Here is a 26,643-nt window from a genome sequence, read left to right on the forward strand (position 1 = left end):
CCTTCAGCCTACCCTAGCAATTTGGCACTTCGCGACTCTGGCATCGGGAGACGCTAGATTTCTTGTCGGATGGGGAATTCTCTTGATAATGTAATGGGCAACTCTCTACTCAAAGTCCCCCTTGTCAAGGGGGATTTAGGGGGATCTGGACTTGAGGTAATGAACAGATGATCCCCCAACCCCCTTAAGAAGGGGGCTAAGAGGGAGTTACACTGTCACGTTTGGTTTGAGAGATAGTCCTAATTCTAAAATTGCCCCATGTCCAACGATCGCCTAAGTCAACTCGATGAATTGTTAGACCTGTTGCGCGAACAGCAAGTAGCTTTAGAACGAGAGGCTTTGCTGACAACAGGATTGCCTAAAACCCAGGCAGAACAGCGATTACGGTTAGAGATTAAGCCGAAGCTACGGGAATATCAGCAAGAGTATTGGCAGATTTTGGCAGATCAGTCTACAGAAGCCCCGATCGCGGAACCAGAGGCGGAAGTGATTGTGGCAGAAATTGTCGAATCGGTGGATCGGCTGGAAGTACAGCAGCAGGTTTGTCCGGCGGAAATGATGGGAATTTTGCTGGAACTGCGGGACAGGTTGAAGCAGCCCCAACCATCGGCAACGGTGAAGGTGAAATGGGCGTTTTCTGCCATGCCCCCGTTTGTGACACTGGCAACGGAAGGCGACTTGGATTTAGAGAAATTCTGGCAAACCAATTTTCCGACATTTAGAAAATGGTCTAAGGCACTGGCAAAAAAGTAGTTGCCCAGGGTCAAAGTGGAGCCGATCCGGGGACGAAACTTCAGCAACCGATTCCACAAAATTTGCTGCGTAGTGGGGTGAAGCAGTTTGTCGGGCGCGATCGCGCTTTAGCAACGTTGCAGGCTCAATTGGAGCGGGGCGATCGGGTCGTGATTAGTGCCATTCAGGGGATGGGAGGCATTGGCAAGACGGAGTTGGCGTTGCAATATGCGTTGTCGTCCTATCGGCAGCGACGGTATCCCGGTGGGGTGTGTTGGTTAGGGGCGCGAGACTTGGATGTAGGGACGCAAATTGTCTCGTTTGCTCAGAAACAATTGTCTTTGCTGCCGCCCGATGGAGAATTGGTGGATCAGGTAGACTTCTGTTGGCAACACTGGCGCGAGGGTAATGTGTTGGTGGTGCTGGATGATGTGACGGACTATGCCGAGATTCAGTCCTATCTGCCGCCGTCTACCGAGCCTCGGTTTAAGGTATTACTCACGACGCGGCTGAATCTGGAACAGTCGGTGAGCCAAACGCTCCACATGCTGTCGCTGGATGTGTTGGAGGAAAAGGCAGCGCTGGATCTGCTGCGATCGCTGGTAGGAGCAGCACGAATTGATCGTCAATTGGCAGAGGCGCAATGGCTCTGTGAGTGGCTAGGCTATCTACCGTTGGGACTGGAATTAGTGGGGCGGTTTCTGATTGGTCAAGGTCAACAAGATTTATCTCTGACAGTATTAAAACAGCGACTAGAAACCCAGCGGCTGGCAGCAAAGGCGTTGGCTAAAACCTATCCAGGGATGACGGCATCGCTGAATGTGGTGGCGGCGTTTGAGTTGAGTTGGCAAGAGCTAACTGAGTCAACCCAGGCGTTAGCTTACTGGTTGAGTTTGTTTGCGCTGACTCCGATCGCCTGGAAGCTCATGGCGGCAATGACATCTGATGATGGGACGGAAGACCTGGAGGAAAACCGGGATGAGTTGCTGAATCTGCATCTGTTGCAACGGGTGGGAGAAGGCGCTTACCAACTGCATCAACTGATTCGAGAATTCTTTCGTGCCAAGTTAGAGCAAACTGAAACGGCGGCAGCATGGAAGCAGACCTATTGCCAAGTTATGGTGCAGAGTGCCCAGCAAATGCCGCAAAGCCCCACCATAGAGTTGATTCAGGCGGTGACGCTGGTCATGCCTCATTTAGCAGAAGCCGCCACCACCTGGCTTGCCTGGATAAATGATGACGATTTGGCTTGGCTGTTTGTTGGTTTGGGACGGTTTTATGAGGGGCAGGGAGCCTATGCTCAAGCTGTTCCCTGGTATGAAAATTGTGTTTCTGTTACTCGCGATCGCTTAGGCGAGGATCATCCCGATGTCGCCACGAGTTACAACAACCTGGCGGGACTGTATGAATCGCAAGGACGCTATGCGGAAGCCGAACCCCTGTATCAACAAGCGCTGGCGCTGATGCAACGGCTGTTAGGCGAGGATCATCCCGATGTCGCCACGAGTTACAACAATCTGGCGGCATTGTACTATTCGCAAGGGCGCTATGCGGAAGCGGAACCAATGTATCAACAAGCGCTGGCGCTGCGGCAACGGCTGTTAGGCGAGGATCATCCCGATGTCGCCACGAGTTACAACAATCTGGCGGCATTGTACTATTCGCAAGGGCGCTATGCGGAAGCGGAACCAATGTATCAACAAGCGCTGGCGCTGCGGCAACGGCTGTTAGGCGAGGATCATCCCGATGTCGCCACGAGTTACAACAATCTGGCGGCATTGTACTATTCGCAAGGGCGCTATGCGGAAGCGGAACCAATGTATCAACAAGCGCTGGCGCTGCGGCAACGGCTGTTAGGCGAGGATCATCCCGATGTCGCCACGAGTTACAACAATCTGGCGGCATTGTACTATTCGCAAGGGCGCTATGCGGAAGCGGAACCAATGTATCAACAAGCGCTGGCGCTGCGGCAACGGCTGTTAGGCGAGGATCATCCCGATGTCGCCACGAGTTACAACAATCTGGCGGCATTGTACTATTCGCAAGGGCGCTATGCGGAAGCGGAACCAATGTATCAACAAGCGCTGGCGCTGCGGCAACGGCTGTTAGGCGAGGATCATCCCGATGTCGCCACGAGTTACAACAATCTGGCGGCATTGTACTATTCGCAAGGGCGCTATGCGGAAGCGGAACCAATGTATCAACAAGCGCTGGCGCTGCGGCAACGGCTGTTAGGCGAGGATCATCCCGATGTCGCCACGAGTTACAACAATCTGGCGGCATTGTACTATTCGCAAGGGCGCTATGCGGAAGCGGAACCAATGTATCAACAAGCGCTGGCGCTGCGGCAACGGCTGTTAGGCGAGGATCATCCCGATGTCGCCACGAGTTACAACAATCTGGCGGCATTGTACTATTCGCAAGGGCGCTATGCGGAAGCGGAACCAATGTATCAACAAGCGCTGGCGCTGCGGCAACGGCTGTTAGGCGAGGATCATCCCGATGTCGCCACGAGTTACAACAATCTGGCGGCATTGTACTATTCGCAAGGGCGCTATGCGGAAGCGGAACCAATGTATCAACAAGCGCTGGCGCTGCGGCAACGGCTGTTAGGCGAGGATCATCCCGATGTCGCCACGAGTTACAACAATCTGGCGGCATTGTACTATTCGCAAGGGCGCTATGCGGAAGCGGAACCAATGTATCAACAAGCGCTGGCGCTGCGGCAACGGCTGTTAGGCGAGGATCATCCCGATGTCGCCACGAGTTACAACAATCTGGCGGCATTGTACTATTCGCAAGGGCGCTATGCGGAAGCGGAACCAATGTATCAACAAGCGCTGGCGCTGCGGCAACGGCTGTTAGGCGAGGATCATCCCGATGTCGCCACGAGTTACAACAATCTGGCGGCATTGTACTATTCGCAAGGGCGCTATGCGGAAGCGGAACCAATGTATCAACAAGCGCTGGCGCTGCGGCAACGGCTGTTAGGCGAGGATCATCCCGATGTCGCCACGAGTTACAACAATCTGGCGGCATTGTACTATTCGCAAGGGCGCTATGCGGAAGCGGAACCAATGTATCAACAAGCGCTGGCGCTGCGGCAACGGCTGTTAGGCGAGGATCATCCCGATGTCGCCACGAGTTACAACAATCTGGCGGCATTGTACTATTCGCAAGGGCGCTATGCGGAAGCGGAACCAATGTATCAACGATCGCTGGCGTTGCGGCAACGGCTGTTAGGCGAGGATCATCTTGATACCGCGATCAATATTGTCAGCCTAGCTGGACTCTACACGACTCTGGGGCGTTACGCCGAAGCCGAGCAGCTATATTTCCAGGCGTTGCAAGTGTTCCACACCCGTCTGGGAGCCGAACATCCTTACACCAAAGGAACGTTTAACGGTCTGGGCAATCTGATCATTCAGGCGCATCAGGCGAGTCGAGCCAACGAGTTATCCAACCATCCCACCACCCAGAACATCTTGCAGCAAATTCGAGCCCAGGGCACTGAGGATTCTGCCGAATCAGCTACTGGCTAAAAGGCGATCGATCGTCCCTCTGACTATTTAAACCTCAACCTTTTCGACCAGCCCTGCTTCTGGTTCAGACGTGGTGAGAAAACTTTGTGCTGGATGCTGACTCCTGGATTGGGTCATTTGGCGAAATGCTGCGATCGACATGAGTTGATCGGAGTCAGCATCCCACAGAATAAACTTGAAACAATCAGGAATATCTCTTATTCGCAGAATTTTAGCATCTGCGAGTAAATGCATATTTCTCTTGTGACACGCAGCAAGATTATAGTTAGGAATTCTTTCAGACAGATGGTGGATATTGTGATAGCCAATGTCTGCGGTAAACCAGTTGAAAATAGCCGGTAATTTTAAGTAACTACTACCCTTAATGGCTCCCAACAGATAATCCCAACCCTCTGTTTTATGAGCATAAGAGCCATCAAAATTATGCTGCACAAAGAAGACACAGATGAATAGTGCCGCAGAGCAGGTGAGCGTAATTGAGTAAACGCTGAAGAAAAAGCCAAATCCTAGTAAGTAACCGAAAAGAATCCAACTGCTGATGACGCAAATGTTGTTAAACAGCAAATCCCAAAACTCACCCGCCGTGTACCAATTTCTAGATTTGTAGGAGGAAATAATCTTAGCTAAACCCATCCCTGGATCTTGCTTAAGGCAAGTCAATCCATGCCTAATAAAATCATAGGTTCCGGCAAGTAAAGCCAATCTTGGCTTAATCGCAAGGTAGAAAAAACCTCCGGGGAACAGCATCAATGGATGTCGTAGAAACTCATACCACCATTGAGCCGAGGGGCTAAGTTTGGCAAACTCCGTTGTTGAGATTAATGCCGCAGGACCCCGATAGCGTTCCCAATCCCCGTTTGTCTTGTGATGATAGGCATGGCCTCTAGACCAGGGGTATTGGGGAATCGCATTAATTACACCCAGCATAAACCCGATCGCCCGATTAACCCTTCTTGAGCTAAACAGCGAATAGTGTCCGCAATCATGCATTAAGGAAAAACACCGCCCTGAAAAGAGCGTGATCAAAATTATGATTGGCGGCAGTAACCAATAGGAAATAAAAGCTGCTTTATAGGCTAAGAACCATAGAAGGATATAGGGAACAACGGTATTGAAAATTTGGTAAGTTGCCCATAAGTCGTTGCTCTTCATGTAGGGAGCTAGAACAAAATCCGACTTTTTAATCGTAGTTTCCATTCAGTAAGGTCTTTTCTAAACAACTTCAAAGCAATCAGTTGCCCTGTTCCCTCAACCCTCGATTTATGGGGAACTTTTGCATAGAGCAAATTGGATTGCTACAACTTTGACTGGTAACTAACAAGATCCCTGGTTTTTCGATTCTGAACTAGCCGCTCTTTCAAGTTTAACGTCAGCTTTGCTGTAAGGGCTGCTGATTGAACAAGATAGTCTGCAAACTAAATTGCGCGATCGCCCAGATCAGATTTTGCACGAAAGCACCCCAAAGCACATCAACCATTAGGCTGTGAATTCTCACCCACGGATCACCAATCCCTTGCTGCTTGCAATATGGAACTGAACATCCTTACATAAACGGAACGTTTAACGGTCTGGTCAATCTAATCATTCAGGCGCAGCAGGCAAGCCGAGCCAACGAGTTATTCGACCATCCCACCACCCAAGAAATCTTGCAGCAAATTTAAGCACAGGACACTGAGAATGGTGATCCCTCAGCTCAGCGAGCGGCAAATTATTCTAGTGCTAGGCTGCAATTAGCATCGCTGATCTAGGCTTGTCGCCAATTTTCGATCTGTAAACCAGGAATCCGTTCAAACTCCCGTTGGTTAGCTGTCACCATCATCAAACCATGTTGAAGCGCGGTAGCTGCAATCAAAACATCATAAGCACCAATGGGTTGCCCTTGAGCTTTAAGAATCGCCCGGATTTGAGCCGCCTGTTCAGCTTCTACAGTGCCAAATGGCAGAATGATTACAGAAGCTAGAATGCTGGCGATCGCAGGTGCAACTTTCTCAGCCCGTTGTGGATTCAGTGCCAAGCCGTAGCGTAATTCCATGACTGTAATCACGGATATAGCCATATCAACAGGTGGGGTTTGTTTAAACCTGGCTGAAGTTCCAATGTCGCCCTTAATGAAATCGCTGATGACGCAGGTATCGAGCAGATAGCGCATCAAAATAACTCCGGTTCACGGGGCGGTAAGAGTTCCTCCCGGTAGGATTCAAACGCCGGAAAGTCAGGGTTTCCTGGGTAGGACAAGATTGCTTCTGACCAGAGAGAAGTGGCAACAGAAGGCGTTTGAATCATCTGGCGTAAGGCTTGCAGAATCAAGGTTTGCAATGGAACGTTAGATTGCTCTGCTTGCCGGAGTAAGTCTTGCTCCAGATCGGGTGGTAGGTCGATCGTGATTTGCATAATTATAAACTTCTAAAACCTGACTGGATTCACAGACTTTGTTTTATCAAGACGTTTAGCTAAACCTCTTTCTCAAGCATACCTTCGTTGGTAAAAAAACGGCTGTAATCCTTAATAGCCAGACGCACTCCGACTTTTTTTGCGCTGCTGTTTTCTCTCCTTCGGCGCTTTCAATGCCCTCGACTCCAAGCGAAATTCAGGAATATCTTGCAGTTGATCATCCTCTAAATTGTATTGTTCACACACCACACTCAGCCGCATTCCCGCACTCGTCACCGGATTCACCGAATGCATTAAATCCCCTTGAAAGATTAGTAACGTATTCGGTTGGGGTCGCACCTGTCCCACCTGGCGTTTATGCGATCGCAATACCAGCTCACCCCCGACTAAATCTGGTGGAACTTGGACATACAGAACACTGACGACGACTGGAGGCTCAATTGTTTCGCAGTAGGAACGCAACGAGCGATCGATATGCGGATCGACCCGTGAGCCTTGCTGGAGCAATAAGGGATTCAGGTAAAACGCATTACAGTCAGGTTGTAACGCTTGCTGGAGATAGAGCTTCAGGTAAGGAAATTGCCGCTCCACTTCCGCTAAATGGGAACGGCGAAACACGATCGAAAATCCCTTCGTGCCGACAAAATCACGGTTCAAATTGTTAACAGCAAAGTAAGGACATGACAAAATTTGTCCTTGCAATTCACTCAGGTAAGTCGAGGGAAATGCCTGGGGCTGTTGATGATAGTAAGACAACCGACTAGCTCAACTTAACGTACAGAATTAAACGGGAATCGCGGGTTCTAAACCCAATTCTTGAATCAGCCGATCGAGATCAAAGTGTTGTGCCATCAGTTGATACAAATTCCGAACTTTCACCGGTTCCTGAATCCGCACCTGACCGATCGCCCGATCGACAATTTCCACCGTCGTTAAGGTATCCAGATCAACGGACAGAATCGGGATCTCTAAATCCTCCGCTCGATGCAAGACATCCTTCGAGGGCGGCATTTGTCCGGTCAGAATTAAACACTGTGTTGAGGTTTCCAGGGCTGCGAGTTGAATATCGGTGCGATCGCCGCCCGTAATCACTGCCATATTCCGCCCTTTGCGGAAGTATTTCAAGGCTGAATTCACATTCATTGCCCCAATACTCAGGCTTTCGACCATCAAATCCAAGCGATCGGCACGACATAAGACTTCGGCATGGAGTTGTTGTGCCAGTTGACCGACGCTGACACTGCGGAGCAAATCACTGCGCGGCATAATCCCTAAGATGCGAATCCCCTGCCGTTCTAAAAAGGGCTTCAGCGTTGTGGTGACTTCTTCCAGCCGATCCTCTGGGACATCATTAATCACGGCTCCCAATAAGCGATCGCCGAGCCGCCGATGGGCTGACATAATGGCTCCAGCCACAAGCAACGAGTGGAATCGAGCGACCAGAAGGACTTGGGCATTCAGGGCTTCTGCCATTTGTTGCAACGATAGATTAAAAATACTGCCTTCCTCCAGATTGGCGGTGCCTTCCAGCAACACGAGATCGGCATTCCGAGGTTGGTAATACTCTGTCAGGGTTTGTTGATAATTAATCTGATTTTGTCCCAAAATCCGTTGCTGAATCGACTGGTCATCTAACGCCAAGATGGTTGGCAACACGCGATCGGAAGGGAGATTCAGCGTTTGGGCGACAAACTGCACATCTTCTTCCACCCCGGTTCCAGGCGTACCTCGCCAGAAGCTGCCTAACGGTTTGCCATAGGCAATTTTAATTCCTCGTTCCTTCAATTGATGGGCAACGCCTAACACGGTGGCTGACTTACCACTGTAAGCTTCGGTTGACCCAATCAATAAGCACTTTGCGGACTCTGGCACACTTCTACTCCTGGCAATCAAGCTTCACAAGAACCGCGCTACTGGAACGGTTTATCCCCCATTGTACGGGTAGAAAGTAGTTTACGACCTGTGAATCTATATCCGATGACGATCGTTCGATAACTGATGTTGATGATCGGGCGGTAGCAAATTTAGATCGGGGGCAGGTCTTCGGGAGATCACTGTTTGGTCAACAACCATGCAGCCATCAACTTCACTCAGGGTATAGAGGGGACGGTTTTTTACCTCTTCGTAAATCCGCCCAATATATTCGCCTAAAATGCCAATGCTAAACAGTTGCACCGCCCCAATAAAGAAGATGGCAACGGCGATCGCGGCATATCCGGTCAATGGCGAAGTGGGATAGAACAAGCGCCAATAAATGACTAATCCTGCCATGACGATCGCCAGCACCGATGCCAGCAGTCCAATATAGGTCGAGATCCGGAGGGGCACTTTGGAGAATGACACTAACCCATTCACTGCCAGCGATAGCGACTTACCAAAGGTGTACTTGACTTCTCCCGCAAACCGAGGATCCCGTTCAAACATTACCGCCGTTTGGCGAAATCCCACCCACGATCGTAGACCGCGAATATAGCGGTTCCGTTCTGGCATCGCATTCAGCACCTCCACCACCCGCCGATCCATTAAGCAGAAATCCCCCGTGTCTGTGGGAATATCAACATCTGCCAATTGCTTTAACAATCGATAAAACAGGTAAGCGGTACTGCGTTTAAACCAATGTTCCCGGTGACGCTGGCTGCGTTGGGCATACACCACGTCATACCCCTGCTGCCACTGTTCAATCAGCGTCGGAATCAGTTCCGGCGGATCTTGCAGATCGGCATCCAACACGACTACGGCCTGCCCTCGGGCAAAATTTAATCCGGCTGTGACGGCCACCTGATGCCCAAAGTTGCGGGCTAGACTCAGGTAACAAACCCGCTCATCCTGTTCTCGTAAACTCCGGATCAGCGCCAGGGAGCGATCGCGGCTGCCATCATTGACTAAAATCAACTCCACACTCCCAGCCAATTGATCCATCACCGGACTCAGACGACGATATAACTCCCTGAGGGAGTCGGCTTCGTTATATACCGGAATGACGATGGAATAGGTGACAACTGTCATAGGTTAGTCGGCGGCGTTGGGGCAGAGGCTTCCGGCGGGGACATGGCTTCCGTGGGGTCTGCCTCCGGAGCGGGGACGCATCGTTCGGGAATGGGGGCAAGGTCAGGAATGGATTCGGGAATGGGTTCTGGGGAGGGGGGAGCGGGAATATTTTCGACCTCTGGCAGCTTTTCCGGTGTTAACCGCGCCTGCCCCGATCCTGATAATACTTTTAATAATTTAGGTTTGGGATTATGTAACAGATAAATCAAGCGATCGCCCACTTGCCAGGACTCTTCCAGCGTCACCACTTGTAATCGCTCATCCCGTTCAACCAGTAAGGGCAGCAGTTCCCCATTCTGGATCAAGGTCTGTAAATGGGCTTGTTGTGCCGCCAATTCCGGCTCGTGTAAAATCGTTTCTCCCAACTTAACGGCGGTATCGGTCAGATATTGATTCCAGGTTTTTAGCGACATTTGGGGCATAAATGCCTGCTGCGTTTTAATCGAATTACTCTCAGCGCTGGTTTCTGGATCACGAGGAAAGATCGCCAAAACGCGAGGCGGCTCAAATTCCTCCACTGCCCGTTGGGCAATCACCCGATTCACTTCACCATTGCTGGTCATGGCGAGAAATGTACCGATCGCCCCCAGTCCGGCTCGTTCCAACACATCGGCATCTAAGGCACTGCTAATAAAAATCGGAATCTGTTCCCGTTCCGCCTGTTCCCGGGCTTCTGCTGCCGTGTCGATTAAGGTGACGGATTCGCCCCGTTCCTTAAACAATCGGGCGATCAACAAACTTAAGGGATTACAGCCGACAATCACGGCTCCTGTGGCTTGCCGCGAGGTGATTTGTAGCAGGTTAGCGATCCATTGGGCGGTGAGTGCCTGCAAACAAACGGTCAGGATAATCGTGAGAAACACCAGATTTTTAATTGAGTCGCCGCCATTAATCCCGCGTTGGGTCAGGACGATCGCAAACAGGGAAGCCACCGAAGCTGAGACAATTCCCCGAGGCGCGACCCAACAGAGAAACAGTTTTTGCCGCCAGTTCAGCCCACTATTCCAGGTACAGACCCAAATATTGACGGGGCGTACCAGAAACATCAGGGCTAACACAGCTAGAACGCCACCCCACCCGAGGGCTGCAACCCCCGCGATCGAGAGATCTGCGGCTAACAAAATAAATAGGACAGAAACCGCCAGAATGCTCAGTTGTCCTTTAAACCGTTTCAGCAGCCGTTCTTCGGGTAAGGAAGAGGCCCGTAACACAATCCCGGCGGCGACGGTTGCCATTAGCCCTGATTCGCTGACGATCGTTTGCGCCAGTCCGAACCAGCCCCATAATCCGGCTAAAACCACCAGGGTTTTGAGATCATCAGATAAAAATTGCGCTCGTTTGAGTAACCAGCCTAATAACCAGCCGCCTAATACACCAATGCCGCCGCCAATCCCTAACCGCAGCATCAGCCCACTGATCACTCGCAGGGGTTCGGCATCTCCATTCAGCAGAATCCCCAGTACCACAACGGCGAGAATCGCTCCAACGGGATCGATCAATACCCCTTCGCCTTCCAGCAAGGTAGACACCTGCCGATCGACCTTGACCTGCCGCAGCAAGGGGTTGATGACGGTTGGCCCCGTGACCACCACCAGGGAGGCATACAGAAAGGCGATCGACCAGGGAAATTCGCTCAGCCAGTGTGCCGCCATGCCACCCCCCAGCAGGGTGATCAGCGTCCCGATCGTGACTAAATTTCTCAGGCTACCAGAAACTCGCCCTAAATCCCGCAGTTGGAGATTAAACCCCCCTTCAAACAAAATCAGGGCAACCATGAGGGCAACCATCACCTCTAGCCCCACGCCCAGGCGATCGGGATGCAGCCAGCCCAAGCCACTCGGCCCCAGCAGAATCCCTAAAATCAGCAGAAAGACGATACCGGGCGCTTTGAGAAACTCCGCCAACACCTGGGCGCCAATCCCTGCAATGACCGTGAGGATCACTTGCAGAGTGATGTCTAGCGGTGCTTCCATAAATCCACTATCGCTACGAACACTCCCTGCCCCTGACACAGAACGGCGATCAGGGGAGAAAAAATTCCCGCGATCGCAGTCAAAACCAATTGGGGTATCAACGCTCTATTTTAATGGGATTAGGGCAATCATACCTGAGTGCGCTCACCATAGGACGCGCTAACAGGTAAGCCGTCACTGCGCTAATCGGGATTTTTGGCTAAAACGCCATTGAGGAAAATATCGGCAAGTCCTTCTGCCATTTCCTGCATTTCGGCGATCGCGGCTCCGGGCGGCATAATGGTGCTTTGACTAAAGCCCGCCACAGCAAACATGCCCAAAAACACCTGAGCCACAATTTTGGGATTCATCGGTCGATAGACACCCTGATCCATCGCGGTTTGAAAGAAGGCTTCTGCCACATCCGTCATTTTGGTGATCACTTCCGATTGAATGCGATCGCGTAAATCGGCATGGAATTGTGCCTCCATAAAGCAGACTTTCAGCACATCGGCATTTTGATGTAAATGCAACATCCGCCGCCGCATCACCTGAGCCACGGCTTTATAGCTACCCATCCCACTTAATTCGGTTAACAAATCTGTTAATAGCTCCACCCATCCCTGGCTGGCAACTTCAATCAGAATGGCTTTTTTATTTGGAAAATGACGAAATAAAGTGCCTTCTGCGACCTCTGCCGCTTCTGCCAAATCCCGTGTGGTCGTACCGTCATAGCCTTGTTGGGCAAACAGCCGCAGGGCGGACTTTAAAATGCGATTTCGGGTGACAGATTCTGTCGGAGGTAGGGGATTAAATGTACGCATAGCAAAGAAATCGCCTTAGGGTGACTTGGGCTTTAGGGCTATTGTGCAATGCCCTATCCAGAAATCAACAGAAGTGTCACAGATCATTACAGATTTGCCTGCAAAAGTGAGAGTAAAATTGTCAGGAAGGGCACAATAAATCAGCATTTGTTAACGTTTCAGTTGGCTGAATTTCCGCCTTTCTGTCTACGATCGAGTTCATCCTCCCGAATGAAGCCGATCGAGCCAATTTATGCGATCCTAATAGTAGGACTTTTACAACTTTTGGTTGACCTACTATTAAGTAAATGTCATTTTTTTGGCATTAAACTAAACATTAATCCGAATTTTGTAAAAGAGCTGTTGTAGTAGCCTACTGAACGTGGCAATTCTCCAGGAGGCAAAGAAGATGAAAGTTACCGTTCTCTCGATCGTGGCTTTGTTAGCCAGCTTAACTCTACCCCTCGCGGCGCGGGCGGAAGATCCAGCCCATGTGCAGCAATTGTTAACTACGGGAGCCTGTGCTGGCTGTAATTTAGCCGGAGCCGATCTAACAGGAGCGCATTTAATTGGGGCAGACCTGCGAGATGCGAACCTGCGGAATGCGATTTTAGTAGAGGCAAACCTGGAGGGCGCTGATCTGACGGGAGCCGATTTACAAGGGGCGGATTTGACGGGAGCCTTTGCCACGAATGCCGTGATGAATGATGCCAATCTGACGGCTGTAAACTTAAGCGATGCCCAGATGATTAATGCGCTGACCTTTGGGGCAACCTTAAGCAATATTAATATCTCTGGAGCCGATATTTACGGCAGTGGCATTGGGGTTGGTGGCGAACAGTAGCTCCTTGCCGATGATTGGGAACTGTCTCGGGCAAGCATTTAAGGGCTGAGAATTTAGCTGCCTATTCTGCTGTAATTTTCAATGGCTTAGATGCTATAGGTTCGATAGATAATTATATATGCTTAGCATAGAATTTTATTGCAGAGCGACCTGCCGTTTCTATGCGAAAGCTTCTTAAAGGGGTTCATCAATTTCAGATGAACTACTTCAGTAGTCACCGAGAGTTTTTTGAGCAACTATCTCAGGGGCAGCATCCTAGAATTCTGTTTATTACCTGTTGTGACTCCCGGATTGATCCGAATCTGATTACCCAAACCGAACCGGGGGAACTGTTTATTATCCGGAATGTCGGTAATATTGTGCCGCCCTTTGGTGCCCACGCCAACGCCGAAGCTGCCGCGATCGAATACGCGATCGATGTGCTGGGAATTCAGGAAATTGTCGTCTGTGGGCATTCCCATTGCGGGGCAATTAGTGGGTTGCTGAAGGGGAATCGACTGTCGGATCAATTACCGTCCGTTCATGCCTGGTTACGGTATGCTGAGTCTACCCGTCGGGTGGTGTTAGAAAACTATCAGGCATTAGAAGGGGAAGCTTTGTTAAATGCCGCGATCGAAGAACATGTGTTGATCCAGCTTGAAAATCTACGCACCTATCCTGCCGTTCACGCCAGACTCTATCGGGGGCAACTGAATATCCATGCCTGGGTCTATAAGATTGAAACCGGTGGCATCATTGTTTATAGCGCAGAACGCTGCACTGTCCGAGCCGACCCTGCTAGCCGCTTCACTGAGCCTAAACTGGATGAGTTAGATGTTGACGATGACTCTGCTAACTATCATCTCGATCCGCATACGGTTTCAACGTCTCTCGCAGTGGAGTGACCAGGTTGTTCCCAGATTGGCTAATGCCGTCAGTCCCCATTTCAAGCTAAAAGCCAGGGATTTACTGGTATAAACCCTGGCTCTTTGCAATCTAATTTACTTACTCGGATTCGCTGGCAGCTTCACCGCCGCCACGACCTGCTAAGACGCTCGCCACGATCCGATCGGGTTCACCCGTTGCTACGACTCCGGAGGGCAGGTTTAATTCGTTCACATGCAGACCGCCACCGACATCCAGATCAGATACATCAATATCGATCGTATCGGGAATGCTATCAGGAGCGCAACGAACCCGGAGGGAAGTCAGGACTTGATCCAGTGTTCCACCCGATAATCTTACGCCTTTTGGCTCTCCGACTAACCGCAGGGGAATATCAACTTCCAGGCTGGCATGACTACCAATGGCAAAGAAACTGAGATGATACAGTGATTTTTTCCAGGGATGAGCCTGGACTTCCCGCAACAACGCTTTACCATTCCAGGACAGGTCAGGAATGGTCACATCAATCAAACTGCTGTTGACAGCGGCGCTACGAATCAGGTGTTCCGCGGTCTTGGTATTGACTGCCAGTTCCAGAGACTCAGTGCCATTGTGACCATATAACACGGCAGGTGTTAAACCAGAACGACGCAAGGCATTGGGTTTGCTGCCTGCGGGACGAGATTGACATTCGATCGTAAGTTCCATAATGCTCAGGGCGAAGGATAAAGGATCAATCAGACAGTCAACACCACCGATCAAACGATCGTTTGATGGTTGGCTTTTAACGTCTAAACTTCTAACGTTTGGCTGTGAGCCGTTGCCGGGGTGGTGCCATTGGTATACAGCAAAGCGCGTTTCGGACCGTGAATCGGATCTTCCACGATGATGGTTTGATCACGACTAGCGCCCAAAGAGACGATCGCGATCGGCACTTCCATCAACTCTGCCAACAGCTTCAGGTAGTCCAGAGCTTGGCTGGGCAAATCCTCCAGCGTCCGGCAATCTGCTGTGGACTGCTTCCAACCCGGAACGGTTCTGTAGACGGGCTGGCAATGGGCAAATTGGCGGGAGTTGCTCGGAAAATCTCGACAATGTTCACCGTCAATCTCGTAAGCGACACAGACTTTAATTTCATCGAGTTCGTCTAGCACATCTAACTTAGTGATGGCGAGACAATCTAACCCATTAATCCGCACCGCATAGCGACCGATCACCGCATCAAACCAGCCACACCGCCGCTTCCGTCCGGTGGTTGTCCCAAACTCGGCACCACGATCGCACAGCAACTCTCCCATTGTGCCATGCAATTCGGTGGGGAACGGACCTTCTCCTACCCGCGTGGTATAGGCTTTAGCAACCCCAATCACGCGATCGATCATGGTAGGCCCCACGCCAGTTCCCACACAGGCTCCCCCGGCTACCGGATTTGATGAGGTGACATAGGGATAAGTGCCGTGATCGAGATCCAGGAGCGTACCCTGTGCCCCTTCAAACAGAATATTCCGTTTGCGCTGGATGGCATCGTAGATCCGCAGGGAACTATCGATCACATGGGGACGCAGGCGATCGGCATACACGAGATACTCATCAATAATTGTCTGCGGATCAAGGGGCGGCAGATTATAGAGCTTTTCGAGAATGACATTTTTGTACTCGACCGTCCAGCGCAATTTTTTGCGTAGCAAGTCCGGATCCATCAGATCAATCATCCGGATGCCAGTACGCTCTGATTTATCGGCATAGGTCGGTCCAATCCCCCGCCCGGTCGTGCCAATTTTGTGATCGCCGCGCCGTTCCTCCGAAGCCTGGTCAATCAGGCGATGGTACGGCATGGTGACATGAGCGGTTTCAGAAATCAAGAGATTTGCGGTCGAAATGCCCAACTGTTCCAGTTGATCGAGTTCGCCAATCAGCACATTCGGATCAATCACTGTGCCGCACCCAATGATGCATTCTGTATCGGGATACAAAATCCCCGATGGAATCAAGTGCAGCTTAAAGGTTTGATCCTTTACGACAACGGTATGTCCAGCGTTCACCCCTCCCTGGTAGCGAACCACGACATCCGCTGATTTGCTGAGCAAATCTGTTATCTTTCCTTTCCCTTCATCGCCCCATTGGGCACCAATCACAACGACGTTAGCCAAGGTTTTTTATAAGCGCTAGAGTTTGCACAAACATCCATTATCAGGAGCATTTGTGCATGATGTCAACCGTTCCATGATAAATTCGCTCGATGCGGCTCAACGTCAGCCAGGGAGGGACGATCGCGACGTTCACCGTCCCAGGAAGGTTTTCAGTTTATTGACCACCCGTTGTTTGAAGGAGGGATTGGCGAACTGTTGCTGAATTTTTGTCAAGGTGGTGTGGGTACTGGCATCTAGAGGCGGTAACTCCAATGCTTTCAGGGCATCCTGGTATTCGGCAATGGTTTTGCTGCCCAGCACGATCGTATGAGTAGTCTCAAAGTCTAACAGGTAGCGGAGGGCAAGGGCACTCATCGGATAGCCCGGTGGCACAAATTGTTCGTAGATCTGGTAGCGTTCCGTGTTGACGGTATTTAGCCAATGGCTACGGATATCTTGATCGGATAATTGCGGACGTTGCCGAAAGTACTTACCAGACAGTAACCCATTCGCGAAAGCACCTCGGACGATCGTCCCTAGATTGTGGGCTTGCACATACTTCAGCATACTGACGGGTTCTAACAGGAGCGATCGGGCAAACATCACCACCTCCGCCGCCTCTTGGTGGACGAGGTGCATCAGGTCAGCCGGACGATCAGTTGAGATGCCATAGGCTCGAATTTTCCCTTCCTGCTTTAAAGTGTCTAAAACTGCTTTGCCTTCAGCGATCCAGGCGGTTTCGGGTGGGGTGTGGTAGAGGTAGATATCAATATAGTCCGTTTGTAGACGTTGTAAGCTGCCCTCTAAACTGGTGCGAATGGTATTGGGACGACAATCGGTAATTCGTTCACCCTGGTCACCCTGGCGATAACCGAATTTTGTACTGATCACCCAGCGATCGCGCCGTCCCTGTAATGCGGCTCCGGTGCGGCGTTCTCCCTCCCCTGCCCCATACAATTCTGCCGAATCAATATAGTTAATGCCAAACTCCTCGCAAGCATGAATTAATCGGATGGCTGATTCTCGCCCGACATCGGCATAGCCGTCCGCCTGCCCATCTAGACTGAGGGGACCGCTCAGTTGCCAGGTACCTACTCCGATCGCAGACACCTTCAGACCAGTACAACCCAAGGTACGATATTCCATCGCGTCAACTCCTGATTTGAATCATGCCCGTTTGACCTGTTGCATCCAGTCAGTGATGATTGCCTGGGACGACCAATTTTCTCCCAAATACTTGAGGCGATCAACCTGGCGATGGAATTTTGCCTCTATGCAGCCAGATCAGGGAAACGTTATTTATGATGAAGAGAAGTCATTTTAATCAATAGGACGGATGCCAAGTGTCTTCCCGTCTGTTAATCGGTGGTGGCGATGCCTATCTAGCCCATCTCTATCACTATGGATGAATTGAATCATGCCAGTCGGTTTGGTTAACGAAAAGGCAAATTTAGCTTAGTTGCTCTGGTTCTTCTTGGTTCATTCATTGCTCGATTAGCAATCAACCATTTAGCTGTTCTCAAGATCGATTCACTGGCTCTAGCGATCGCAATCCTGATGGGTTGTTGAGGGGTCTTCCTATAGAAACTTCCTGATCATCCATTGCCATCGGCTCAGTCAGTGATGCCAGCGGTAATCCTGCTGACCAGGATGAATGTTCGCCTAGCAATAAGCGAACGGTTGATGCTTCTTATCCCTGTAAACCCTTTATTTTGATTTCCAGAGGTTGTTGTGGCTCTTTATGCTGAATTGCACCGTCATTTAGGTGGTTCTGTTGTTCCCAGGGTATTGTGGCGCTACCTGCAACGACATGATGCTGATCTGATCGCGCGGTTTCCCGACTATGCCGAGTTTGAGGATTTTTACACCCGTCCGCGTAATACATTGGATGAGTATTTGGAACTCCATACGCTGGTAGAAGGGGTGCAAACGGCGGAAGCCCTGCCGTATTTCATCTATCGGTTGATGCGAGGAGCCTACATTTTCGAGAATCTCGCCTACTTGGAATTGCGCTATACCCCCTATCTGCGGACTCCAGAGCATTTACCTCAGACCCAGCGCATCGATCGCATGGCAGAAATCGTTGAGGTCGTCGGCAAAGCCAGTCGTCTGAATGAGTACCCGATCGTCACCAGTCAGATTTTATGTATGCACTCTCGTCTGCCCTATGAGGTGAATCGGGCGATCGTCGATCTGGCTGCCCAGAATCGAGATTATGTATGTGGGATCGATGTGGCTGGAGGCGATAACCACTACGGCGAACGGTTATCTGAGTTTGTGGAGTTGTATGCCTACGCGCGATCGCTCGGACTCAATACTACCGGACATTTGTATGAAACCCGTGAGGGCTGCTATGCAGAATTGCTACCCTACTTGATGCGGATTGGGCATGGGATTCAGATTCCATTGCGCTACCCCCATCTGCTCCAGCAGGTAGCAGACCAACAGCAATGTTTAGAAGTTTGTCCCACTACCTATCTGAAAACTGGAACTCTGGACGAGATTACCCAACTAAAGACCGTCTTTGATCGCTGCTTTGAAGCTGGAGTGGATATTGCCATCTGTACCGATAATGCGGGACTCCATAACGTGCGCTTGCCGTTTGAGTATGAGAATCTGTTAACTTACGATATCATTGGCTTTAAGGAATTGCAGGCGTGTCAAGATGCGGCTTTCCGCCATGCCTTTGCCTGGCCTTATCGTCAGCGTCCCGCTTCGTTGCTGAATGGCTTGTTGCAACCGACGGCGGCTGTAGAGTCCGATCGCGACTTGCTGCGACTCTAATCCAGTCAGAGTGAGAGGATAGGGAAACTGATTCCTGCCCTATCTTGCCGATCTCCCTAATCTTTTAGGCGAGGGACTAGGAAAACTGGCTCACATACGATAAAAATTAAATATGAGAGCCATTCAAGAATCTTTATTAATCAAGTGAGAGGTACTCGATATGGACTGGCGGTTACTGATTGTGGTTTTGCCCTTGGCATTGGCATTGGGTTGGGTGGCAAAAAATATCGGACAACAAGCGCTGAAGCAAGGTCAAGACTTTATCTCTAAGTAAGTTCTTGCTGACGTACCCATTGATCAAGGGCGATCGCTGTTACTAAACGGCGATCGCTTTTTATTTAAGGAATATTTCTACTTCGACATACTAGGTGAGGTAGTGATGCGGATAAGCGTGAATATTTGCATCAATTCCGCCGATTTCTCAGAATGATCCGGAGCAACGCTCAGCTTTGTGAATTCAGGTGACAGAGGCGACTATACAATCTCTTCACAATTTATTACTAGAAGAATTGTCAGCCGTCGATGACATTGTTGGATGCATGGAGGTGAGCATGGTAACGCAGGACTCCGTTTATGTTCTAGGTGTTCCCGATGGAGCGATCGAGGTTTCTGTAGACGCATTACGTGGCATCTTCAGGCAAATTGAAACCGAACTCTGTCGCAGTGAACCCTATGAACGGGTGATGGCAGAGTTGGAAACCATGCCTAGTGAATTAAGTAAGCAAGTACAACTGATGGTGCGATCGGTCGGTCGGGAAGCGATTCGCTTAGTGTTTCGTAAATTAATTCGTCGCAAAGACGCGATCGATGTGCAGCCTGAGCAACAACCTGCTATGAATCTAGCGGCAGTGGCTCACTTCAATGCGACTCCTGCGATCGTGCCTCCCCCCCCACCCCCCCAAAATCCCCATCCTGAAAGTTTGCTCATGACCGAATCTACCCATGAGTCGTCGCTCTCTGCTATGCACTTAGAGGCATCACTAGCGTTAGAATCAGTCCCCCAGGCTTGTTTGGCAAACTCCCCTCATGGGAATGTGGCGCAGGGCACGACTACGACCAAACCCACTAAACCCACCAAACGATTAAGTAAAGCAGAACAGGCGGCTCAAGCTCTATTACAAGCGCGAGAAACGCGATTACAGGAATTGGGTGAGGAAATTCGGCAGCTCCGGCAGGCTAGAAGCATGTCTCTGTATGAGCTTCACTGCAAGACCCTGATTCCCATGCATCAACTAGAAGCCTTGGAAACCGGACAAATCGATCGCCTGCCAGAGGATATTTATATCCGAGGGTTTATTCGCCGGTTAGGCGATGCTTTAGGGATGGATGGGATGGCATGGGCAGAATCGATTCCCCATCTTGATCCAGCGAAAGCCGCGATTCCAAGCTGGTATAAACCGCGAGTCAAGTCGAAAATGCCATCCGCGTATTTATTCTTGGGCTATGCGGCTGTCATGGCGGCTGGCTTAGCCTGGGTGTCTCGGCAAACTCTACCAACCAACTCTTCTCCTACCTCAGCACCGTTCATTCCTGAGGAAGAGGCTTCTGCTCAACCCAACCTCAGTACTAAGATCGGTGCTAAGGAGCAATCTACTGTACCGGCACCAGTATCGCCGCCGGAAGCGAAGCCAACAAAACGGCAATGGGCGAATCGGTAAATTACCTCTGAAGGGGCGAACGGCCGTTCGCCCTTACATATAGTGGAAAATTGTATTTAGTCTAAAGTCCAATCGCATCGATCGCAGCGAGAACGGCTTTAGGAGCAAGTTGGTCTTTAAACCAGACGATCGTCGCTGGGGTTTGATCAACTTTGATCCCGGCATGATCCAGATTCAGCCGCTCGGAAATTGCCAGTACCAAATCATCGCGCCCTGACTGCCGGACTTGGGAAAACTTTTTCTTCAGGTATTCGGGTCGCCAGTAACCAACAATTTCCAACAATAGTGTCCGACCATCGGGATGAACCAGCCGGAAATCGGGAATCATCACACTGCCCGGAATCGGAATCAGATCCACCTCTCGTTCCAACTTCCACTCGGTTTTTGCCTTTGCCCACCGTTCCACAAATCCCGCTTCTAACATGCTGTCGTAGGTTTTGCCAGGGGGATAATGGCTCACCAGCCCATTGTCAGATTCCAGTGTAAAGCGCCCCGATCGCACTGTCCCGGAGTAACTATCCTTCATCTGTAAGGTAGCCGCTAAACTCCACTTAGTCACATGCAGCAGAGCAGGCAGCATCATCGCCAGTTTGAGCCCATAGTGGGTGTTGGGTTTAAACAGGCTCGTCGGACCATCGATCGTCAGTGTAAACCCATGATCCGCATCCCCTTCGATGTAGGTCATCAGCCCAAATAGCTTGAGATACCGGAATAACAGTTTGTACTCGCCTGGATCGTTGCGGTGGGCATTCAAAACGACCTGGCTGGCGCGGTAAAACACCCCTTGTACCTGAGACAGGTTGTAGCGGTGGAGTAGGGCTTCTGGGGTGGGGGCATCAAACTCGGTCAGAATTTGATTATCTGATAAATCAGCATACAGTCCGGCTTGAATTTGAGTCGGCAATACTTCATGCCCCAGTTCTGCCGTCAGGCGATCGGCTAAGGTCTGTAGTGTCGTTTGGGTTGCCTGGGGGTGGGGAGCCGTTTGAGCGGACAGGGCAAACACCCGTTGCCGCAGCATGGGTGGATCGAGGGGACTGATCGTTTCAAACTTGCTAAAGGTATCGCTACTCAGGAGATGCGCCAGCCCTCGCTTAATCCGATAGTCGGTACTTTCGCCTTCCAGTTCTTGCAGTTGGCGGTTGAGTTCTCCCCGAGTGCCGCCTTTGGCTTCCTGATATAGGGTAATTAATTCTGTCGCGATCGCCAGGTTCTCCTGATTCAGGCTTAACCGTTTGGGAATCACGGTTTCACCACTATAGCGATGCATCAGCAGATCACTGGGTAACATGGGGCAGAAAACACGAATCAGTGATCAATAAGTCCATTGGTAGCCGATCGGGGTGATCTCGATCGCCTCAGGATAATTTAGCTAACTCATTGGCTTTGGTTGCCAGGTCAATATCTTTCGCCGTGATCCCGCCGGAGTCGTGGGTGGTGAGGTCGATCGTCACCCGATTGTAGACATTAAACCACTCTGGGTGATGTCCCATTGCCTCTGCAACCAATGCCACACTAGACATAAACCCAAAGGCTTCCACAAACGAGCCAAATTGAAATTGTCGATGGAGCTTGCCATCTTTGATACTCCAACCGGGTAATTGGCTTAAAGCTGCACTGAGTTGATCAGCAGTCAGAATGGGGGCACTCATCATCTCATCTCATCAAGCTAAATAAACCGGCGGTTTGAGATGACCCAAAGCCAACCTGCTGTTGCCCAGACAGATTGCCAATGGCCTCCTACCGCCAACAGTTTCAACAACCTGGGAACGATCTGGGTTTAACTACTGGGTTTAACGTTTTCGATCGCGGTTTCAACTGAGGTTTGCAGAGAAAGAAACTGCTCTAAGCGAACCAGCTTAACCGTTTGGGTGACACGAGGATTCGTGACAATTTGTAGGGTGCCCTCAAAGGATTGAGCTTTTTTGACCAATTGCACTAATGCTCCTAAGCCGGAACTGTCCACAAAATCAATTTTGGACAGATCCAGAATGATGTGCTTAGGACCTTCTTCAACACATTTGGTCAGTACCTTCCGAAAGGTAGGCTCTGAGAAGGCATCCAATAGACCTGTGAGGCGAAATAACTGGTAGTTATCCCTAACTTCTCGCGTGCCTCTTAAGCTGACAGTCAGGGTTAGTGGCTCAGGAATAGAACCCTCCTAGATTCGTAGTCCTCAAATTCGACGCTTCAGTATACACCCTCATGGGTGCATTTTCCACTTTAGAGCAACTCCAAAGTGTCAAGGTTGAAGCTCCAATATCATAACGAATAGTGGGAAAATGTGGAAACCTTGAAGTTATACCTTAGTTTGTCTGAGTTTGGCGATGTTGGTGCATGGCTTGAATGAATTGCTCAAACAAATAGTCGGCATCATGGGGCCCGGGGCTGGCTTCAGGGTGATACTGAACAGAGAACAAGGGCAGCGATTTGTGCCGCAGTCCAGCGACGGTACGATCGTTTAGGTTCAGGTGAGTAATTTCGACATCAGTGTTGGCTAAGGACTCAGCCGTAATCGCAAATCCGTGGTTCTGGCTGGTGATTTCTACTTGCTGGCTCAGGCCACAGGGTTGATTGAGTCCCCGATGCCCAAATTTCAGCTTGAAGGTTTCTCCCCCCAGGGACAAGCCGAGGATTTGATGCCCCATACAAATGCCAAACATGGGCTTTTGGGCTGCCAGGAGTGCTTTTGCAGTCGTAATGCCTTCCTCTACCGTAGAGGGATCCCCCGGCCCATTCGATAGGAAAATGCCATCTGGGTTGTATTTCAAGATCTCCTCAGCAGGAGTATTGGCGGGGACAACAATCACGCGGCACCCATAGCTCGCAAGTCGCCGGAGGATATTGCGTTTGATGCCGAAATCGATCGCGACCACGGTGAATGGCTCACTATCGGCAGTAGCCACGGCTGAACCATATTGCCAGTGGGGATCAGTGGTGTCCGACCATTCATACACGGTGGACGTGGTGACTTCGCGCACCAGGTTGAGCCCTGCCATGCTGGGAGCCTGTTGTACTTTCAGTAACAGTTCCATTGGATCGAGAATTTCGGTGGAAATGGCACCATTCATGGCACCCACCGATCGCAGTTTCCGGGTTAAGGCGCGGGTGTCAATTCCGTAAATGGCTAGGATGTTATGGTGTTTTAAGTAATCGGGGAGAGATTGGGTCGATCGCCAGTTACTCGGCTGGGGACAAATGTTGCGGGCGATCGCGCCTTTAATTTGGGGTTGGCTTGATTCCTCGTCGTCTGGATTGACCCCGGTATTACCCAACTCTGGGTAGGTGAAGGTAACGATCTGCCCCCGGTAGCTGGGATCGGTCAACACTTCCTGATAGCCCGTCATCCCCGTATTGAACACCACTTCACCCAGGGCGGTTCCCGTCGCCCCAAACGACCAGCCCTGATAGGAACTACCATCTGCCAACACGAGAAGTGCTGGTTGAGCATTAGAGAGAGCCATAGCCACCTTTGTCAAGACACAAACCCATCGATTATGCCATGCAGAATTACCCGCAAAGCGTCAGACGTAAACCTTTTGCAATAGTTGATGAAATTTTCCTCACATTCAGTTACTGGACACTGGCAGTGCGGAATCCTAAGAAAAGCATCTGATGTGATCTCTAGACTACTCCCCGTTTGTCCGTTCCTCCTCATTGCTCTATGCTTAAGCCGCCTCACTCTGGCATTGCTCTGCTGTTTTTGTCTGGGACGCTGTTTGTTGGCACGATCGCCTGTAGCCAATCCAATTCCCCATCGACCTCAACCACTGCTGCTCAATCCGTTGTTGCGGCTTCGCCATTTCCGGTAGTTGCCAGCCCCTCGCCCTCTCCGATCGCGACCGCACCTGCCAAGGAAGATCCATATCGCAGGGCGCTGAATAAAGCAGAGAGTGCAGTCAATATCAGTCAAGCGGCTCAATCCCAGGATGATTGGACTTTGGTGGTCGATCGCTGGCAGCAAGCCGTTGATTTAATTAAAGCAGTGCCACCGTCGAGTCCCTATCGGGCGATGGCAAAGACCAAATTAATGGAGTATCAACGGAATTTACAGTACGCCAAACAGCAAGCGGCAAAGGCTGGTTCAGGAACAGTTGCCTTCAATCCTGGCTTGCCCAATATGGAAGTTCGCAATGCTCCTACGGCAGGAGCCGGACGAGTTTTTCAAGTGCCGATTAAACGGCGGGCAGGCGGTACTCCTGTGGTTGATGTGACCTTCAATGGCTCGAAAACCTATGAAATGATTGTGGATACTGGTGCCAGCGCTACAGTCATTACCGATGTGATGGCCGCCGAACTAGGGGTAAAAGTAGTTGGTTCGGCGAAGTTCAGCACTGCCAATGGGGTGGCTGAAGTGCCCTTGGGCTATATTGATTCGATTAATGTAGGTGGAGCGACCATTAAGGACGTGGTTGTCTCAATCAACTCCACCCTCGGCAATTTTGGGCTGTTGGGTCATGACTTCTTCGGTGATTTTGATATCACGGTGAAAGAAGATGTGGTGGAATTTAGAAAGCGTTAACTGAGAAACTTAACGAGCTGCTCTAGCTTTGACCAGGCCGCTCCACTACTGAGGATCTCCCTGGCGATCGCAAAGCCACTTTGGTACGCGCTATCCGAGGCAGCGATCGCCTCTCCGACCTGTAACGCCAATGCCGCATTTAACGCCACAACATCCCGTTGAGCCGGAGTCCCCCCTCCCTGTAAAACAGCTTTGAGCATGTCTGCGTTTTGCTGCACATCGCCCCCCGCGATCGCACTAAGTGGTGCCAGGGTAATACCCAAATCTGCCGGATTTAAGCTGGTGACATGCACCTGTTGATCTGCCAATACCGCCAGATCCGTCAGGTCACCTAACCCAGCTTCATCCAGACGCTCTCGTCCATGCAAGACGATCGCGCGGCGAGTGCCTAACTGTTGCAGGGCTTGGGCGATCGTGGCAATCAATCCACTATCAAATACCCCAATCACCTGCCCCGTGGGACGGAGCGGATTCACTAAGGGCCCCAACAGATTAAATATGGTGCGTATTTTCAAGGTGCGGCGGAGGGGAGCCACACTTTTCATCGCCGGATGCCAACCGGGAGCAAACAAAAAAGTAATCCCAACTTCCTGTACTGCGGCCTGAATTTTTTCGGGTGACGCATTTAAATTAATGCCCAACGCCTCTAAAACATCGGCGGAACCCACCCGACTAGAGGCCGATCGGTTGCCATGTTTTGCCACTCGCACCCCTGCCGCTGCCGCCACAAAGGCAACTGCGGTGGAAATGTTAAAGGTGCCTGCGCCATCTCCCCCAGTTCCACAGGTATCAATCAAGGGTTGCCCTGCCAGTTGATCAACGGCTGGAGTCGCCACTGCCTGAGCTTGCAAAACCTGTGCCATGCCTGCCAGTTCTGAGGCTGAAACCCCTTTTGCCTGAATTGCAGCCAGAATCGCACCCGAGAGTACCTCAGGAATGCTCTCTGCTAACCAACCCTGCATGAGGTGAGCGGCTTGTTCCGAGGTGAGAGATTGGCGATCGAGCAATTGTTGTAATAGCTCTGACCAAATCGCTGAATCGTCAGTATTGGGAGGAGTGGTAGGGGGATGGGGATTGGTGAGACTTTGCACAGGATCGCCTACTGTCGGTAAAAGACTAACGGTGAAAACTAACCATTGATAGCTAACAGTTAACAGCGTACTATACAGCACTTACGCATCATTCTGAAACGCTGATTCTCTCACTCATGACCGCTTCACCCTGGCTCGCCCTCATGATTGGTAATTCCCGCCTACACTGGGCACAGTTTGCCGATCGCCAACTCCTGCAAACCTGGGACACTCCCCATCTAGAAGCCAACCACAACCAACCCCTATCTCCCCCCTCCTCCCTATCTGTCTCTTATACACATCT

At 50.7% G+C, this 26,643-nt stretch carries 24 protein-coding genes; 8 read left to right on the forward strand and 16 right to left on the reverse strand.

What is annotated here, in order from left to right:
- Positions 1–258: 258 nt before the first annotated feature.
- Positions 259–753, forward strand: coding sequence for a hypothetical protein (locus ACN4EK_RS18505; RefSeq protein WP_431659587.1), 495 nt, complete (start codon positions 259–261; stop codon positions 751–753).
- 77 nt (positions 754–830) lie between these two features.
- Positions 831–4,274, forward strand: coding sequence for a tetratricopeptide repeat protein (locus ACN4EK_RS18510; RefSeq protein WP_431659588.1), 3,444 nt, complete (start codon positions 831–833; stop codon positions 4,272–4,274).
- A 27-nt stretch (positions 4,275–4,301) separates the two neighbouring features.
- Here ACN4EK_RS18510 and ACN4EK_RS18515 read toward each other — a convergent pair whose 3' ends face one another.
- From ACN4EK_RS18515 to ACN4EK_RS18550, 8 genes are all read right to left on the reverse strand, one after another.
- Positions 4,302–5,471, reverse strand: a complete 1,170-nt coding sequence (locus ACN4EK_RS18515) for a fatty acid desaturase (protein ID WP_431659589.1) — start codon at positions 5,469–5,471, stop codon at positions 4,302–4,304.
- Between the two features lie 547 nt (positions 5,472–6,018).
- Complete coding sequence (locus ACN4EK_RS18520; protein ID WP_431659590.1) at positions 6,019–6,423, reverse strand: type II toxin-antitoxin system VapC family toxin; 405 nt, start codon at positions 6,421–6,423, stop codon at positions 6,019–6,021.
- Positions 6,423–6,665 (reverse strand): hypothetical protein, encoded by a 243-nt coding sequence (locus ACN4EK_RS18525; protein ID WP_431659591.1) that lies wholly within the window; start codon positions 6,663–6,665, stop codon positions 6,423–6,425. Before ACN4EK_RS18525 ends, ACN4EK_RS18520 begins: the two co-directional genes overlap by 1 nt.
- 111 nt (positions 6,666–6,776) lie before the next feature.
- Positions 6,777–7,421 (reverse strand): 2OG-Fe(II) oxygenase, encoded by a 645-nt coding sequence (locus tag ACN4EK_RS18530; RefSeq protein WP_431659592.1) that lies wholly within the window; start codon positions 7,419–7,421, stop codon positions 6,777–6,779.
- Between the two features lie 27 nt (positions 7,422–7,448).
- Positions 7,449–8,537: a phosphotransacetylase family protein gene (locus tag ACN4EK_RS18535; protein ID WP_431659593.1), complete on the reverse strand. Its 1,089-nt coding sequence runs from the start codon at positions 8,535–8,537 to the stop codon at positions 7,449–7,451.
- A 96-nt stretch (positions 8,538–8,633) separates the two neighbouring features.
- Complete coding sequence (locus ACN4EK_RS18540) at positions 8,634–9,671, reverse strand: glycosyltransferase family 2 protein (RefSeq protein WP_431659595.1); 1,038 nt, start codon at positions 9,669–9,671, stop codon at positions 8,634–8,636.
- Positions 9,668–11,686, reverse strand: a complete 2,019-nt coding sequence (locus ACN4EK_RS18545; RefSeq protein WP_431659597.1) for a cation:proton antiporter — start codon at positions 11,684–11,686, stop codon at positions 9,668–9,670. Before ACN4EK_RS18545 ends, ACN4EK_RS18540 begins: the two co-directional genes overlap by 4 nt.
- 182 nt (positions 11,687–11,868) lie before the next feature.
- Complete coding sequence (locus tag ACN4EK_RS18550) at positions 11,869–12,489, reverse strand: TetR/AcrR family transcriptional regulator (protein WP_431659598.1); 621 nt, start codon at positions 12,487–12,489, stop codon at positions 11,869–11,871.
- 388 nt (positions 12,490–12,877) lie between these two features.
- Between ACN4EK_RS18550 and ACN4EK_RS18555 the strand changes: the two genes are divergently transcribed.
- Positions 12,878–13,312 (forward strand): pentapeptide repeat-containing protein, encoded by a 435-nt coding sequence (locus ACN4EK_RS18555; protein ID WP_431659600.1) that lies wholly within the window; start codon positions 12,878–12,880, stop codon positions 13,310–13,312.
- A 161-nt stretch (positions 13,313–13,473) separates the two neighbouring features.
- The gene (locus ACN4EK_RS18560) at positions 13,474–14,196 is read left to right on the forward strand and encodes a carbonic anhydrase (protein ID WP_431659602.1); all 723 of its coding nucleotides are present in this window, start codon (positions 13,474–13,476) and stop codon (positions 14,194–14,196) included.
- Positions 14,197–14,296: 100 nt separating this feature from the next.
- On the opposite strand, the gene ACN4EK_RS18565 is transcribed toward ACN4EK_RS18560, so the two are convergent.
- The 3 genes from ACN4EK_RS18565 to ACN4EK_RS18575 all read right to left on the reverse strand — a co-directional run bounded on the left by ACN4EK_RS18565 (position 14,297) and on the right by ACN4EK_RS18575 (position 17,451).
- Positions 14,297–14,884, reverse strand: a complete 588-nt coding sequence (locus ACN4EK_RS18565; protein WP_431659603.1) for a 50S ribosomal protein L25/general stress protein Ctc — start codon at positions 14,882–14,884, stop codon at positions 14,297–14,299.
- An 83-nt stretch (positions 14,885–14,967) separates the two neighbouring features.
- Entirely contained in the window at positions 14,968–16,326 is a 1,359-nt protein-coding gene (locus ACN4EK_RS18570; RefSeq protein WP_431659605.1) for an adenylosuccinate synthase, read from the reverse strand.
- 129 nt (positions 16,327–16,455) lie between these two features.
- Positions 16,456–17,451: an aldo/keto reductase gene (locus tag ACN4EK_RS18575; protein ID WP_431659606.1), complete on the reverse strand. Its 996-nt coding sequence runs from the start codon at positions 17,449–17,451 to the stop codon at positions 16,456–16,458.
- Between the two features lie 585 nt (positions 17,452–18,036).
- On the opposite strand from ACN4EK_RS18575, the gene ACN4EK_RS18580 reads away from it, so the two are divergent.
- The 3 genes from ACN4EK_RS18580 to ACN4EK_RS18590 all read left to right on the forward strand — a co-directional run bounded on the left by ACN4EK_RS18580 (position 18,037) and on the right by ACN4EK_RS18590 (position 20,747).
- Positions 18,037–19,089, forward strand: a complete 1,053-nt coding sequence (locus tag ACN4EK_RS18580) for an adenosine deaminase (protein WP_431659607.1) — start codon at positions 18,037–18,039, stop codon at positions 19,087–19,089.
- 160 nt (positions 19,090–19,249) lie between these two features.
- Entirely contained in the window at positions 19,250–19,363 is a 114-nt protein-coding gene (locus ACN4EK_RS18585; RefSeq protein ID WP_431659608.1) for a photosystem II protein Y, read from the forward strand.
- 277 nt (positions 19,364–19,640) lie between these two features.
- Positions 19,641–20,747, forward strand: a complete 1,107-nt coding sequence (locus tag ACN4EK_RS18590) for a helix-turn-helix domain-containing protein (RefSeq protein WP_431659610.1) — start codon at positions 19,641–19,643, stop codon at positions 20,745–20,747.
- Between the two features lie 61 nt (positions 20,748–20,808).
- On the opposite strand, the gene ACN4EK_RS18595 is transcribed toward ACN4EK_RS18590, so the two are convergent.
- The 4 genes from ACN4EK_RS18595 to carA form a co-directional block, all read right to left on the reverse strand.
- Positions 20,809–22,038, reverse strand: a complete 1,230-nt coding sequence (locus tag ACN4EK_RS18595) for a DUF790 family protein (protein WP_431659612.1) — start codon at positions 22,036–22,038, stop codon at positions 20,809–20,811.
- Between the two features lie 67 nt (positions 22,039–22,105).
- Positions 22,106–22,399, reverse strand: coding sequence for a 4a-hydroxytetrahydrobiopterin dehydratase (locus ACN4EK_RS18600; RefSeq protein WP_431659613.1), 294 nt, complete (start codon positions 22,397–22,399; stop codon positions 22,106–22,108).
- 128 nt (positions 22,400–22,527) lie between these two features.
- A complete protein-coding gene (locus ACN4EK_RS18605) occupies positions 22,528–22,899 on the reverse strand; it encodes an STAS domain-containing protein (protein ID WP_431659618.1) in 372 nt (123 codons plus the stop codon).
- 154 nt (positions 22,900–23,053) lie between these two features.
- A complete protein-coding gene (gene carA / locus ACN4EK_RS18610; RefSeq protein WP_431659614.1) occupies positions 23,054–24,211 on the reverse strand; it encodes a glutamine-hydrolyzing carbamoyl-phosphate synthase small subunit in 1,158 nt (385 codons plus the stop codon).
- A 200-nt stretch (positions 24,212–24,411) separates the two neighbouring features.
- Here carA and ACN4EK_RS18615 point away from each other — a divergent pair, with 200 nt between their 5' ends.
- Entirely contained in the window at positions 24,412–25,269 is an 858-nt protein-coding gene (locus ACN4EK_RS18615) for a retropepsin-like aspartic protease family protein (protein ID WP_431659616.1), read from the forward strand.
- Here ACN4EK_RS18615 and trpD read toward each other — a convergent pair.
- Positions 25,266–26,360, reverse strand: a complete 1,095-nt coding sequence (trpD, locus tag ACN4EK_RS18620; RefSeq protein WP_431659617.1) for an anthranilate phosphoribosyltransferase — start codon at positions 26,358–26,360, stop codon at positions 25,266–25,268. The genes ACN4EK_RS18615 and trpD overlap by 4 nt on opposite strands.
- Positions 26,361–26,643 lie beyond the last annotated feature (283 nt).

It is taken from the genome of Pantanalinema rosaneae CENA516 (assembly GCF_050753385.1).
Taxonomy (GTDB): domain Bacteria; phylum Cyanobacteriota; class Cyanobacteriia; order Leptolyngbyales; family Leptolyngbyaceae; genus Pantanalinema; species Pantanalinema rosaneae.